General features: G+C 72.8%; 11 protein-coding genes and 2 pseudogenes. 8 read left to right on the top strand and 5 right to left on the bottom strand.

Annotation, left to right across the window (positions count from 1 at the left end):
* Window positions 1–72: 72 nt before the first annotated feature.
* Window positions 73–2,157, bottom strand: coding sequence for a prolyl oligopeptidase family serine peptidase (locus ACFXHB_RS42200; RefSeq protein WP_380582096.1), 2,085 nt, complete (start codon window positions 2,155–2,157; stop codon window positions 73–75).
* Window positions 2,158–2,319: 162 nt separating this feature from the next.
* A complete protein-coding gene (locus ACFXHB_RS42195) occupies window positions 2,320–3,828 on the bottom strand; it encodes a peptide MFS transporter (protein ID WP_380582094.1) in 1,509 nt (502 codons plus the stop codon).
* A 329-nt stretch (window positions 3,829–4,157) separates the two neighbouring features.
* On the opposite strand from ACFXHB_RS42195, the gene ACFXHB_RS42190 reads away from it, so the two are divergent.
* Window positions 4,158–4,832 (top strand): response regulator transcription factor, encoded by a 675-nt coding sequence (locus ACFXHB_RS42190; protein ID WP_030290974.1) that lies wholly within the window; start codon window positions 4,158–4,160, stop codon window positions 4,830–4,832.
* 40 nt (window positions 4,833–4,872) lie between these two features.
* A complete protein-coding gene (locus ACFXHB_RS42185) occupies window positions 4,873–6,120 on the top strand; it encodes an ATP-binding protein (RefSeq protein ID WP_380582092.1) in 1,248 nt (415 codons plus the stop codon).
* Between the two features lie 39 nt (window positions 6,121–6,159).
* Here the strand turns inward: ACFXHB_RS42185 and ACFXHB_RS42180 are convergent.
* Together ACFXHB_RS42180 and ACFXHB_RS42175 are read right to left on the bottom strand one after the other, a co-directional pair.
* A pseudogene (locus ACFXHB_RS42180) lies at window positions 6,160–6,444 on the bottom strand (ester cyclase); the annotation flags it as partial.
* 104 nt (window positions 6,445–6,548) lie between these two features.
* Window positions 6,549–7,139 carry a GtrA family protein gene (locus tag ACFXHB_RS42175; RefSeq protein ID WP_380582090.1) on the bottom strand — a complete coding sequence of 197 codons (591 nt, stop codon included), beginning with the start codon at window positions 7,137–7,139 and terminating at the stop codon, window positions 6,549–6,551.
* A gap of 197 nt (window positions 7,140–7,336) precedes the next feature.
* On the opposite strand from ACFXHB_RS42175, the gene ACFXHB_RS42170 reads away from it, so the two are divergent.
* The 4 genes from ACFXHB_RS42170 (at window position 7,337) to ACFXHB_RS42155 (ending at window position 10,804) form a co-directional block, all read left to right on the top strand.
* Window positions 7,337–8,527, top strand: coding sequence for a 5-(carboxyamino)imidazole ribonucleotide synthase (locus ACFXHB_RS42170; protein ID WP_380582088.1), 1,191 nt, complete (start codon window positions 7,337–7,339; stop codon window positions 8,525–8,527).
* Window positions 8,524–9,048, top strand: coding sequence for a 5-(carboxyamino)imidazole ribonucleotide mutase (gene purE / locus ACFXHB_RS42165; protein WP_380582086.1), 525 nt, complete (start codon window positions 8,524–8,526; stop codon window positions 9,046–9,048). The genes ACFXHB_RS42170 and purE overlap by 4 nt, the downstream gene beginning before the upstream one ends.
* A gap of 23 nt (window positions 9,049–9,071) precedes the next feature.
* Window positions 9,072–10,298 carry a dipeptidase gene (locus ACFXHB_RS42160; RefSeq protein WP_380582084.1) on the top strand — a complete coding sequence of 409 codons (1,227 nt, stop codon included), beginning with the start codon at window positions 9,072–9,074 and terminating at the stop codon, window positions 10,296–10,298.
* Between the two features lie 83 nt (window positions 10,299–10,381).
* A complete protein-coding gene (locus tag ACFXHB_RS42155; RefSeq protein ID WP_380582082.1) occupies window positions 10,382–10,804 on the top strand; it encodes a CoA-binding protein in 423 nt (140 codons plus the stop codon).
* A gap of 55 nt (window positions 10,805–10,859) precedes the next feature.
* Here the strand turns inward: ACFXHB_RS42155 and ACFXHB_RS42150 are convergent, their stop codons facing one another.
* A complete protein-coding gene (locus tag ACFXHB_RS42150; protein WP_380582080.1) occupies window positions 10,860–12,197 on the bottom strand; it encodes a UDP-glucose dehydrogenase family protein in 1,338 nt (445 codons plus the stop codon).
* A 211-nt stretch (window positions 12,198–12,408) separates the two neighbouring features.
* On the opposite strand from ACFXHB_RS42150, the gene ACFXHB_RS42145 reads away from it, so the two are divergent.
* Window positions 12,409–13,686 (top strand): LCP family protein, encoded by a 1,278-nt coding sequence (locus ACFXHB_RS42145; RefSeq protein WP_380582078.1) that lies wholly within the window; start codon window positions 12,409–12,411, stop codon window positions 13,684–13,686.
* Between the two features lie 74 nt (window positions 13,687–13,760).
* Window positions 13,761–13,878 (top strand): annotated as a pseudogene (locus tag ACFXHB_RS42140) (acyl-CoA dehydrogenase); the annotation flags it as partial.

Genomic DNA, 13,878 nt, shown 5'->3' with positions numbered 1-13,878 from the left:
GGGTCCGCGAGGTCTGCCCGGCCCCCGCGCGGCACGCCCGCGCCCCCGCCCGGGGCGCGGGCGTGCCGTCTCTCAGCCGAGGCCCAGCGACCGCCGCAGGAAGTCGAGCTGGTGGTGGTGGAGGTTCTCCGCCACCGTCTCGTCGGAGGGCGTGTGACCGGTGCCGCTGAGCGGCAGGACCTCGTGCGGGCGGCCGGCCGCGAGCAGCGCGGCGGACAGCCGCAGGGCGTGGACCGGCAGCACGTTGTCGTCGGCCAGCCCGTGGACCAGCAGCAACGGGCGCCGCAGCCCGGGCGCGTCGCCGATCAGGGAGCAGGCGTCGTAGCGCTCGGGGTGCTCCTCGGGGTGGCCGAGGAACCGTTCCTGCCAGTGGGTGTCGTAGAGCCGCTGGTCGGTGGGGGCGGCCCCGGCGACGGCGGCGTGGAAGACGTCCGGGCGCCGCAGGACGGCGAGCGCGGCGAGGTAGCCGCCGTACGACCAGCCGCGGATCGCGACCTTGCCGAGGTCGAGCAGCCCCGGCCGCAGCCGGGCGGTCTCGTGCAGACCCTCGACCTGGTCCGCCAGCGCCGGGGTGGCCTTGTCGGCGAAGACCTCCTTGTCCCAGCGGGGGCCGCGCCCGGGGGTGCCGCGGCCGTCCACGACCAGCACGGCGAAGCCCTGGTCGGCGAACCACTGGGAGACCAGCGTCCACCAGGCGCCGCCGGTGGTGACCTTCTGCGTCGCCGGCCCGCCGTACGGATCGAGCAGGACGGGCAGCGGGCCGTCCCCGGGGCGGTGGCCGGTGGGGAGGAAGAGCGCGGCGCGCAGGTCGCGCGGGCCGAGCCGGAGCGGTTCGGAGCGGTCGGCGAGGACGGGCCGCTGCGCGTACGAGGTCACCGGGAGGGGCGCCCCGCCCTCGCGCCGCACGGTGGTCCGGCCGGCGGGGGCGCCGGGGGCCCGGGTGGTGAGGACGAGCGTGCCGGCGCGGCGCAGGCCGGTGTGCAGACCCGGTCCGTCGCTGAGCCGGCGGGGGCCGGTGGCCGGGTGGTACCACCAGAGGTGGGTCTCGGTGGGTTCCTCGGAGGCGGTGAACAGCACCTCGTCGCCGTCCGTCCCGAGAACCGCGCGCAGCTGGAGCCCGGCCGGGGTCACCGGGGTGCCGTCGACGGTGAGGTGCCGGGTGTCGCCGCGGTCGGCGGAGTCGACCAGGGCGCCGCCCGCGGTGCGGACCGGGACGCCGGGGACCAGCTCGACCCAGCGGTCGTCCCGCTGCTCGGCCAGCGTCCGGGTGGCACCGTCCGGGGCGATCGCCAGGGTGCGGACGGTGCGCTGGTCGCGGCTCTGCACGGCGGCGTACGGGCCGTGGGCGTCCCAGCCGGCGGCGGTCAGGTACTCGTAGCCGGCCCGGTCCCAGCGGACCTCGGTCCGGCCGCCGTCCAGGCCGAGCAGCCAGAGCGAGACGTCGGCGTTGGCGGTGCCGGCCAGCGGGTAGCGGATCACCCGCGGCCGCCGCCGCGGCTCGGCCGGGTCGGCGAGGTGGAGGCGGGCGAGCGCGGCGGTGTCGACCCGGGCGACGAGCAGTGCGGCGCCGTCCGGGGACCACCAGTGGCCGCGGGTGCGGTGCGTCGACTCGGCGGCGACGTGATCGGCGATCCCGTACGTCACGTCGGCCCGTTCGGGTGCGGCGAGCTCCCGGTCGTCGCCGCCGTCGACCCCGACCACCCGCAGGGCGCCGTCGCCGACGTAGGCGATCCACCGGCCGGTCGGGTCGAGGCGCGGGTCGTACCCGGCGGTGGCGGTGGGCACCGCGCGGACGGTGCCGTCGGAGGCGTCGGCGAGCCGGAGGACACCGTCGAGGGCGAAGACGGCGAGCCGGCCGGAGGCGTCGGTGGCGTAGGCGGTGATGCCGCTGCCGAGGACCCGGGCCCGCTCGCGGCGGATCCGTTCGGCCTCGGGGAGTGCGCCGCCGGTGGCGTCGAGCGCGGCCGGGTCGACGAGCAGCCGTTCCCGGCCGGTGACGGTGTCGAGCGCCCAGAGGCAGGAGAGCGGGTCGTCGCCGGCGCGGCCGCGCAGGAAGAGCACCGTCCGGCCGTCGGCCGAGACGGCCGGGTGGGCGGGGGCGCCCAGGCTGAAGCGCCGGGTACGGGCGAGCTGGCGGGGGAGCGAGTCGGTCGGCATCCGGTCACCCTGGCACGTCCGGCGGCCGGCCGCCCCGGAGTTCGGGCCCGAGGGGGGCCGGGGCGCCGTTCGAGGTCGGCGGCGGCCGGCCGGAGAAGCGCGGAGGCCGGGCGGTGGGGGTGCCACCGCCCGGCCTCCGGGCGTACCGCTGGATCGTCCGGGTCAGTGGACGTCGCCCATCAGGGCGATGACCTTCCTGCGGTACATCGCCAGCGCGACGCCCGCGGCGATCGCCATCGCGCCCTGGAAGGCGAAGTACCCGGTGGAGCCGACCACCGAATCGCCCAGCACCAGCTGGAAGACGGAGGCGACGCAGTCGCCCGCGGTGACGGCGAGGAACCACAGGCCCATCATCTGGCTGGCGTACTTCGCCGGGGCCAGCTTGGTGGTGACGGAGAGGCCGACGGGGGAGACGGTGAGCTCGCCGACGGTCTGCACCAGGTAGACCACGGCCAGCCAGAGCGGCGTCACCTTGGTGCCGCCCGAGGCGGCGGCCATCGCCAGCATCATCACCAGGAAGGAGGCGCCGATCATCAGCAGGCCGAAGGCGAACTTCATGGTGGTCGACGGGTTCTTGCCGCGCTTGGACAGCCACACCCAGAGCCAGGCGAAGACCGGGGCCAGCGCCATGATGTAGAGCGGGTTCAGCGACTGGAACCAGCTGGTCGGGAAGGCGAACCCGAGCAGCTTCGAGGAGGTGTTCTCCTCGGCGAAGATGCTCAGCGTCGAGCTGGACTGGTCGTAGATCATCCAGAAGACGGCGGCGGCCACGAAGAACCAGATGTAGCCGGTCATCTTGGACTTCTCGTCCGCGGAGAGGTCCTTGTCGCGCTTCATCCGGGCGAAGTAGACCGCGGGGATCGCGATGCCGGCGATCGAGAGCGGCCAGATCGCCCACTGGATGGTGAAGTGGCCGCTCACCGTGACCACCGTGTAGAACACCGCGGCGACGGCGAACCAGAGGCCGGCCTTGCGCAGCACGGCGCTCTTCTCGGCGGCCGAGATCGGCGCGGTCACCACGTTGCTCTTGGCGCTGAGGTGGCGGGTGCCGACCAGGTACTGGACGAGGCCGAGGGCCATGCCGACGCCCGCGAGGGCGAAGCCGAGGTGCCAGTCGACCTTCTGGCCGACCGTGCCGATCACCAGCGGGGCGGCGAAGGCACCGAGGTTGATGCCCATGTAGAAGATGGTGAAGCCACCGTCGCGACGCGGGTCGTTCGGGCCGTCGTACAGGTGGCCGACCATCGTCGAGATGTTGGCCTTCAGCAGGCCGGAACCGACGGCGATGAAGGCCATGCCGACGAAGAACGACGCCGCGGCCGGGACGGCCAGCAGGAAGTGGCCGATCATGATGATGCAACCGCCGACGGCCACCGTCTTGCGGGGCCCCCAGAAACGGTCCGCGATCCACCCGCCGGGCAGGGCGAAGAGGTAGACCATGGCGTTGTAGACGCCGACGATCGCGGCACCGAGAGAGGCCGAGTAGCCGAGGCCGCCGCTCTTGGTCTCGGCCACCAGGTAGAGCACCAGCAGGGCACGCATGCCGTAGAAGCTGAAGCGCTCCCACATCTCGGTCATGAACAGCGTGGCGAGTCCCCGGGGGTGCCCGAGGAAGGTCTTGCCGCTGGGAGAGGCCGACTGAACGCCGGGCTCCAGGGTCGTAGACGCCATGTGTAGTGGTTCCTTGCCTGACAGCGTCCGCCAAGGGGGGTGGCGGCGGACGTGGACCAAACCACTGTACGTGGCGATATTTGGCGGTATCAGCTGACAAAACCCGCATATGAGGTATGGCGATGGCAAAGTTTGCCGCCGATCTGATCGGCATATCCATGGTAGATCCGGAAATGTTCCTTCGGATGCAAGATCCGGGAGGGGAATATTCGGCGAACGGGCGGCCGTGACACGTCCGTTGAGCGGTGATCGCGCTCCGTATAACGATCACGCTCTGTGAACTACCTCACAGGGCGATCACCCCCAACCCGGCGGACTACCATCACCACATGACCTGTGTGCTGCTCGCCGAGGACGATCCGGCGATCTCCGAACCGCTCGCCCGGGCCCTGCGACGCGAGGGCTATGAGGTGCTCGTCCGCGAGGACGGTCCGACCGCACTGGCCGCCGGGCTCACCGAGGAGGTCGACCTCGTCGTCCTCGACCTCGGCCTGCCCGAGATGGACGGCCTGGAGGTGTGCCGCCGGCTGCGCGCCGACGGCAAGAGCTGTCCCGTCCTGGTCCTCACGGCCCGCGCCGACGAGGTGGACACCGTGGTCGGCCTGGACGCCGGTGCCGACGACTACGTCACCAAGCCCTTCCGCCTCGCCGAACTTCTCGCCCGCGTCCGGGCCCTGCTCCGGCGCGGCAACGTCGACCAGCTCACCACCGGCGCGCACGGGGTGAAGATCGACATCGAGTCGCACCGCGCCTGGCTCGGCGAGGAGGAGCTGACCCTCTCCGCCAAGGAGTTCGAGCTGCTGCGGGTGCTGGTCCGGGACGCCGGGCGGGTGGTCACCCGCGAGGAGATCATGCGCCAGGTCTGGGACACCACCTGGTGGACCTCCACCAAGACGCTGGACATGCACATCTCCTGGCTGCGCAAGAAGCTCGGCGACGACGCGGCCAACCCCCGCTACATCGCCACCGTGCGCGGCGTGGGCTTCCGCTTCGAGAAGAACTAGCCCCGACAAAGGGGCACCGACCACGACGGGGAGCGGCAGCGTGAAGCGCCGGATGATCAATTCGCTGCTTGGCGTGGTCCTGGTGGTGGTCGTGGTGTTCTGCGTCCCGCTCGCCCTGGTCGAGAAGCGCACCATCGTGAACTCGGCGCAGGACCGGGTGGACGCGGCCGCCGTCCGGGTGCTCGCCCTGGTGGAGAACCGGCTCGCGGCCAACGAGCCGGTCACCGGCGACAAGTTCGCCAACCAGGTCACCGACGGCCAGTACGTCGAGGTGGACATCCCCGGCAAGCCCGTCGTCTCCAGCGGCGCGCGCCCGGCCGGGACCCACCTGCTGAAGGCCGTCGAGAAGGGGGCCAGCGGGGAGACCGTCACGGTCGAGCAGTCGCGGGCCGCCGTCGACCACGAGATCGCCAACATGCTGCTGCTGCTCGGCGTGGTCGCCCTGCTCGCCGTCCAGGCCGCCGTGGCCCTCGCCGTCTGGCAGGCCAAGCGGCTGGCCCGCCCGCTCACCGACCTCGCCGAGACCGCCGAACGGCTCGGCTCCGGCGACCCGCGGCCGCGCGACCGCCGCTACGGGGTCCCCGAACTCGACCGGGTCGCCGAGGTCCTCGACGTCAGCGCCGAGCGGATCGCCCGGATGCTCACCGCCGAGCGCCGGCTGGCCGCCGACGCCTCGCACCAGCTGCGCACCCCGCTCACCGCGCTCTCCATGCGGCTGGAGGAGATCACCGCGGTCGCCGAGGACCCGGAGACCGTCAAGGAGGAGGCGACCATCGCCCTCCAGCAGGTCGAGCGGCTCACCGACGTCGTCCAGCGGCTGCTCACCACCCAGCGGGACCCGCGCAGCCCCACCGCCGTCGCCTTCGACCTGGACGACGTCGTCAAGCAGCAGGTGGAGGAGTGGGGTCCGTCGCTGCGCGGTACCGGGCGGGTGCTGCAGGTGGAGGGCCTGCACGGGGTCACCGTGGTCGGCACCCCCGGCACGGTGGCCCAGGTGCTGGCCACCCTGATCGAGAACTCGCTGATGCACGGCGCCGGGCTGATCACCGTGCGGGTGCGGCCGTCCGGGACGTCGGTGGTGGTCGAGGTGCAGGACCAGGGCGCCGGGGTGCCGCCGGAGCTGGGGAACCGGGTCTTCGAGCGCGCTGTCAGCGGCCGCAACTCGACCGGGATCGGCCTGGCCGTGGCCCGGGACCTCGCGGAGGCGGACGGCGGCCGGCTGGAACTGCTCTCGCTGAAGCCGCCGGTGTTCGCCATCTTCCTGGGGCGCAGCCAGCGCGAGGCCTGACCGGGGGCCCGACGGGGGCGGGTGCCCTCAGAACCGGGTGTCGCGGACCACGTCCAGGTTGGTGAAGGTCGGCGGCTCGTCGCAGAGCGCGACCATCTCCCGGAAGATCCGGTCGGTCTCGGGCAGGGCGGAGTTCTTCATCGCGTCCTCGTACGAGGCGAACTCGACGATCTCCACCAGGTGCCGCGGGTCGGACCGGTCGGTGGCGACCGTGGCGTGCCCGACCGTCCGCCGGCCCTCGGTCTGCTCGGCCCAGCTGTCCATCAGCCGGTTGAGGTCGTCCACCTTGTCGGTCTTGCAGTCGATGATCTGGACGAACGCCATGACGAGCCTCCTGGGATCCCCCCGGGCCTCGATCGTTCGCCGGCCGTACTCGCCCTCGGTCACCACTGTCCTCCCGCCGGTGCGGGCGGGGCAAGCGGAGCGGCCTATTCGGCCTTGGCGTACCGGATCCGCTCGGTGGCCAGCATCAGTTCGGCCTGCGCGACGACCTCGGTGGCGGGTGCGGCGACGGTGTCCCCGGCGACGGTGGCGGGTGCGGCGACGGTGGCGGGCGCGCCCTCGGTGGCGGGCTCCGGGATCGCGGTGAAGACCCAGGTCCGGTAGGAGACGAAGCGGAACACCGTGGCCACCGCGAGGCCGGCCACCTTGGCGGCCAGCTGCTCGAAGTGCGAGTCCAGGCCGAGCACGTAGACCGAGAAGCCCAGCACACCGGTCTCGATCAGCATGCCGGCGCCGCTGAACAGCAGGAACAGCGTGATCTCGCGCTTGCGCGAGGCGGCGTCGCGGTCCCGGTAGAGCCAGTAGCGGTAACCGAGGTAGTTGGTCGCGATGGCCACCAGCGTGGCGGCGATGTTGGAGCGCAGCGAGGCCAGGTGGAACCCGTTGATGCAGATCCAGAAGACGGCGAAGTTGACCACCACACCGCTCAGGCCGACGATGCCGAACTTCACCACCTCGCCCGAGAGACCCTGCAGTCTCTGCACCAGCGAGGGGTTCGACGCTGCGGTCGTCGCCATACCGGGCTGCCTCCATGTGCCAGCGGACGAGGGGCCCCGGAGCGGGTGCGCGGCTGGGCCCTTGAGCCCTGCGTGCACGCACATGATCGGATCACGCGTACCAGGACCTAGCGGTCCAGGCTACCCGGTTCCGCCGATCGGCTCAGCCCCCCGGGCTTCTCGCACGGCGGGACGGCGTTCGGTGGCGGAGCGGTTCCATGGCCCCCGACCGGCCCGGATATCCTGGCGGGGTGACTTCCCCGGGCAATGCGAATTTTCCAGTGGTGGGCATGATCGGCGGCGGGCAGCTGGCCCGCATGGCACACCAGGCGGGTATCCCGCTCGGGGTCAGGTTCAAACTCCTCGCCGACACGCCCCAGGACTCCGCCGCGCAGGTGGTCTCCGACACCGTCCTCGGCGACTACCGCGACCTCGACACACTGCGCCGCTTCGCGGCCGGCTGTGACGTGATCACCTTCGACCACGAGCACGTGCCGACCGAGCACCTGCGGGCCCTGCAGGCCGACGGCGTGGCCGTCCGGCCCGGCCCGGAGGCGCTGGTCAACGCCCAGGACAAGGGCGTGATGCGCGCGAAGCTCGACTCCATCGGGGTGCCCTGCCCCCGGCACCGCCTCGTCGCCGACCCGGCCGACGTCACCGCCTTCGCGCGGGAGGGCGCCGGGTACCCGGTCGTCCTCAAGACCGTCCGCGGCGGCTACGACGGCAAGGGCGTCTGGGTCGTCGAGGACGAGCGGGAGGCGCACGCGCCGTTCCTGGCCGGCGTCCCGGTGCTGGCCGAGGAGAAGGTGGACTTCGTCCGCGAGCTGGCGGCCAACGTGGTCCGCTCGCCCAGCGGCCAGGCCGTCGCCTACCCGGTGGTGGAGAGCCTCCAGGAGAACGGCGTCTGCGCCGAGGTCACCGCCCCGGCGCCGGACCTCGACCCGGCCCTCTCCGACGAGGCCCAGCAGCTGGCCCTGCGGATCGCCGGCGAGCTGGACATCACCGGCCACCTGGCGGTCGAGCTGTTCCAGACCCGGGACGGCCGGATCCTGGTCAACGAGCTGGCGATGCGCCCGCACAACTCCGGGCACTGGACCCAGGACGGCGCGGTCACCTCGCAGTTCGAGAACCACCTGCGGGCCGTGCTCGACCTGCCGCTCGGTGACCCCCGGCCGCGCGCCAAGTGGACCGTCATGGTCAACGTCCTCGGCGGCGAGTACCCGGACATGTACCACGCCTTCCTGCACTGCATGGCCCGCGACCCGGGCCTGCGGATCCACATGTACGGGAAGGACGTGAAGCCCGGCCGCAAGGTCGGCCACGTCAACGTCTTCGGGGACGACCTCGACGACGTCCGCGAGCGCGCCCGTCATGCGGCCGCCTACCTGCGAGGAACGATCACCGAATGACCCACCCCCTTGTCGGCATCGTGATGGGCTCGGACTCCGACTGGCCGGTCATGGAGGCCGCGGCCCAGGCCCTCGACGAGTTCGAGATCCCCTACGAGGTGGACGTCGTCTCCGCGCACCGGATGCCGCGCGAGATGGTCGCGTACGGCGAGAACGCCCACACGCGCGGGCTCAAGGCGATCATCGCGGGCGCCGGCGGCGCCGCCCACCTGCCGGGCATGCTCGCCTCGGTCACCCCGCTGCCGGTCATCGGCGTTCCGGTGCCGCTGCGCTACCTGGACGGCATGGACAGCCTGCTGTCGATCGTCCAGATGCCGGCCGGTGTGCCGGTGGCCACCGTCTCGGTCGCGGGCGCGCGCAACGCGGGCCTGCTGGCGGTGCGGATGCTGGCCGCGTTCGACCCGGAGCTGACCGAGAAGATGACGGACTTCCAGGCCGAGTTGAACAACCAGGCGACCGACAAGGGCAAGAAGCTGCGGGCCAAGGTGGCGGGTTCCGCCTCCTTCGGCTTTGGAAAGTAGTCATATCGGATAGAACAGCTCGTATGACCTCTGAGCTGTTGGACTCCGCAGACCAGCCCGACCAGGCCGCCCTGCTGGACCGTGCCCGTGCCGTCCTCCGCGACACCCCCGTGGTGGACGGCCACAACGACCTCCCCTGGGCGATGCGCGAGCAGGTCGGCTACGACCTCGACGCGCTCGACCTGGCCGCCGACCAGAGCTCCCGTCTGCACACCGACCTCGCCCGCCTCGCCGCGGGCGGGGTCGGCGCACAGTTCTGGTCGGTCTACGTCCCCTCGCGGCTGGCCGGCGACCACGCCGTCAGCGCCACCCTGGAGCAGGTCGACTTCGTCCGGGCGCTGGCCGGGCGCTTCCCCGACCGGCTCCGGCTCGCCTTCACCGCCCAGGACATGGAGACCGCCCGGGCCGAGGGCCGGATCGCCTCCCTGATGGGGGCCGAGGGCGGCCACTCCATCGACTGCTCGCTCGCCACCCTGCGCGCCCTGTACGAACTGGGCGTCCGGTACATGACGCTCACCCACAACGACAACACCCCGTGGGCCGACTCCGCCACCGACAAGCCGGCGGCCCGGGGCCTGACCCGGTTCGGCGAGGAGGTCGTCCGGGAGATGAACCGGCTCGGCATGCTGGTCGACCTCTCGCACGTCTCCGCCGACACCATGCGCGACGCGCTGCGGGTCAGCGAGGCGCCGGTGCTCTTCTCGCACTCCTCCGCGCGCGCCGTCTGCGACCACCCGCGCAACGTCCCGGACGACGTGCTCGGCCGGCTGGCGGCCAACGGCGGGGTCGCGATGGCCACCTTCGTGCCCAAGTTCATCCTGCCCGCCGCCATCGAGTGGACCGTCGCCGCCGACGAGAACATGCGCGCGCACGGCTTCGACCACCTGGACACCACCCCGGCCGGGATGGCCTGCCAGCGGGCCTTCGAGGAGGCCTCCCCGCGCCCGGTCGCCACCCCGGCCACCGTCGCGGACCACCTCGACCACATGCGCGAGGTGGCCGGCATCGACCACATCGGGATCGGCGGCGACTTCGACGGCACCGCCTTCCTCCCGGCCGGGCTGGACGACGTGGCCGGCTACCCCAACCTGATCGCCGAGCTGCTGGGCCGCGGCTGGTCGCCGGCCGACCTCGGGAAGCTCACCTGGCACAACGCGGTGCGCGTGCTGCGCGACGCCGAAGCGGTGGCGCGCGACCTGCGGACCACCCGCCGCCCGTCCATCGCCACCATCGCCGGGCTGGACGGCTGAGCCGGGCGCCGGCCCGCCCCGGGAATGGCCGGGCGGGCGGAGGCGCTGCCAGTGACGAGTCCGCGGCTGCGAGGAGGCAGGGCATGTACGGCGACCCGGAGACGGTCCGCGAGATCCTTACCGAGCTGGGCGACACCTGGGCCGTCGTCGGGCTCTCGTCCAACCGGCTCCGCGCCGCCCACGGTGTGGCCGAGGTGCTGCAGCGCTTCGGCAAGCGGATCGTGCCCGTGCACCCGAAGGCCGAGACGGTCCACGGGGAGAAGGGGTACGCGTCCCTGGCGGACATCCCGTTCGAGGTCGACGTGGTCGACGCCTTCGTCCGGTCCGACCTCGCCGGCGCGGTGGCCGACGAGGCCGTGGTCATCGGCGCGAAGGCCGTCTGGTTCCAGCTCGGCGTGGTGGACGAGGCCGCGTACGGGCGGGCCCGCGCGGCCGGTCTCGCGATGGTGATGGACAAGTGCCCCGCCATCGAGATCCCGCGGCTGGGTCTGGCGGACCGGGCCTAGCGCGAACGGGGCCCGCCGGCCGTCCGACGACCGGCGGGCCCCGAGGCGTCCCGCGTCAGCTCGGGCGGCCGAGCGCCCGGTACGTCCAGCCGGCCGCCCGCCAGGCGGCGGCGTCCAGGGCGTTGCGGCCGTCCAGCAACCGCCGTTCGGCGACCACCCGGCCCAGTTCGGCCGGGTCCAGGTCGCGGAACTCCTGCCACTCGGTCAGGTGCAGCACCACGTGCGCGCCCTCGGCGGCCTCCAGCGGGGACTCGGCGTAGGCCAGGCCGGGGAACATCTTGCGGGCGTTGTCCATCGCCTTCGGGTCGTACACCGTCACCTGCGCGCCCTGGAGCTGGATCTGGGCCGCGACATTGAGCGCGGGGGAGTCCCGGATGTCGTCCGAGTTCGGCTTGAAGGCGGCGCCCAGGACGGCGACCCGGCGGCCGAGGAAGCCGCCGCCGCACTGCTCGCGGGCCAGCTCGACCATCCGGGAGCGGCGGCGCATGTTGATCGAGTCGACCTCGCGCAGGAAGGTCAGCGCCTGGTCGGCGCCCAACTCCCCGGCCCGGGCCATGAAGGCGCGGATGTCCTTGGGCAGGCAGCCGCCGCCGAAGCCGATGCCGGCGTTGAGGAACTTGCGGCCGATCCGCTCGTCGTAGCCGAGCGCCGTGGCGAGCAGGGTGACATCGGCGCCGGCGGCCTCGCAGACCTCGGACATCGCGTTGATGAACGAGATCTTGGTGGCCAGGAAGGAGTTGGCGGCGGCCTTGACCAGCTCGGCGGTCGCGTAGTCGGTGACCACGAACGGCACCCCGGCCGCGATCGGGTCGGCGTACACCTCGCGCAGCACCCGCTCGGCGCGCTCGCTGCGGGAGCCGACCACGATCCGGTCCGGCCGCAGGGTGTCCTGGACGGCGAAGCCCTCGCGCAGGAACTCCGGGTTCCAGGCGAGCTCGGCGCCCTCACCGACCGGCGCCAGCGCGGCCAGCCGCTCGGCCAGCCGGTTCGCGGACCCGACCGGCACGGTCGACTTGCCGACCACCAGCACCGGGCGGGTCAGATACGGCGCGAGCCCGTCGATCGCGGCGTCTACGTAGGACATGTCGGCGGCGAACTCGCCCTTGCGCTGCGGGGTGTTGACGCAGACGAAGTGGACGTCGCCGAACTCCGCGGCCTCCTGGACGGAGGTGGTGAAGCGCAGCCGGCCGGTCGAACCCTCGTGACCCGCCACGTGCTTGAGCAGGAGCTCGGACAGGCCCGGCTCGTACATCGGGACCCGGCCGGCGGTCAGCGTGGCGATCTTCTCCGGGTCGATGTCCAGACCCAGCACCTCGAAGCCGAACTCCGCCATGGCGGCGGCGTGCGTGGCGCCGAGATAGCCGGTGCCGATCACGGAGATGCGGAGGGTCACTGGTTCCCCTTTGCGGAATCTCGACCTGGACTGCCGTGGGACGGGCAGGACCTGCGAGGACCGATGCTATCCGCCCGTACCGGCCCGGCCCAGGCCGTCCCGTTCGGGCGGTCCTCCGGGGGCGGGGTGCGGGGGCAGGCCCTGGGCGTGCGCGGGGCGCGATCCGGCGGAACCCCTACGCGGTCGCTGTGACCGGCGGCACAATGCGCGCATGGATCCGAAGCCCGAGAGCACGGACGAACCGCGGTCGGACGAGCCACCCCGCACGAACGACGGGCCGCCCCACGCGAACGACGAACCCGCGGCCGCCGACGGGCCGCCCCACGCGAACGACGGCGCCCCGGCCGCCGACGGGACCGCGGCCGGCCGCGCGGAGGGGCCCCCGGCGGCGGGGCTCAGCCTCTTCGAGCCGCGCGAGGGCGCGGAGGGCGCCGGCCCGGAGGCCGGGCCCGAACCGCCCGCCCGCCGCCGTCGCACCCGCCGCGTCCTGCTCTGGACGCTCTCCGTCCTGCTGGTGCTGGCCCTCGGCGCGGGAGGCGCCCTGTTCTGGACGGTCGAGCACTACGCCTCCTCCGTCACCCGGATCCCGGACGCCTTCCCGACCGCGCCGCAGTCCGCCCAGCCGAAGCCCGTCCCCGGGAGCGGGCTCAACCTGCTGCTGGTCGGCCTGGACGCCCGCTCGGACGTCCCGACCACCGGCAGCAGGGCCGAGGGCCCGGTCTGGCAGGAGGGCGCGGCCCGCAGCGACACCATGATGCTGCTGCACCTCTCGGACGACCGCCGCGGTGCCTCGCTGGTCTCGCTGCCCCGCGACACCTGGGTGGACGTCCCGGGGCACGGCCGGGCCAAGCTGAACGCCGCGTACTCCTGGGGCGGCCCGGCGCTGATGACCGAGACCGTGCAGAACCTCACCGGCATCCGGATCGACCACCTGGCCGTGGTCGACTGGAACGGCTTCCGCGCCCTGACCGACGCCGTCGGCGGGGTGGACATCACCGTCCCGCGCACCATCGAGGCCGTCGGCGAGGCCCGCGCCTGGGAGGCGGGCACCCATCACATGGACGGCGCACAGGCGCTGCTGTACGTCCGTGAGCGCTACGGGCTGCCCGGCGGGGACCTCGACCGCACCAAGCGGCAGCAGAACTTCCTGCGCGCGCTGATGCTCCGGATCATGGACTCCGGCACCCTCACCAGCCCCTCCCGCCTCGGCGGGCTGCTGCGGTCGGTCGGCGAGGTGGTCAGTGTGGACGACCGGCTCTCCAACACCGACCTCTTCCAGCTCGCCTGGAGCCTGCGCTCGTTGCGCGCCGACGACGTCCGCTTCATGAACGCGCCGTTCGGCGGCTTCGACACCCGGGACGGCCAGAGCGTCGTCCTGCTGGACGAGCGGCCCGCCGCGCAGCTCTGGGAGGCGATGCGCAACGACCGGATGCCGCAGTACTTCCAGGAGCACCGGGCCGGCGACACCCTGGGGGCCGACGTCTCCTGAACCTAGGCAGCCGCAGGTCGGAGCCCTAGGATCTACTTAACGGTAACTAACAACTGAGCGGCGAGGCGGGCATCATGGCGGGCAGCGCAGGGGCGGCGGACTTCGATCTCTTCCGGGTCTCCGAGGAGCACGGGATGCTGCGTGAGGCGGTGCGTTCGCTGGCCGAGGCGAAGATCGCTCCGTTCGCGGCGG

Origin of the sequence: Kitasatospora sp. NPDC059327 (genome assembly GCF_042752535.1) — a bacterium.
Lineage (GTDB): Bacteria > Actinomycetota > Actinomycetes > Streptomycetales > Streptomycetaceae > Kitasatospora.
The sequence above is the reverse complement of the archived record's forward strand: the minus strand, read 5'-3'. Positions and strand labels throughout refer to the sequence as shown.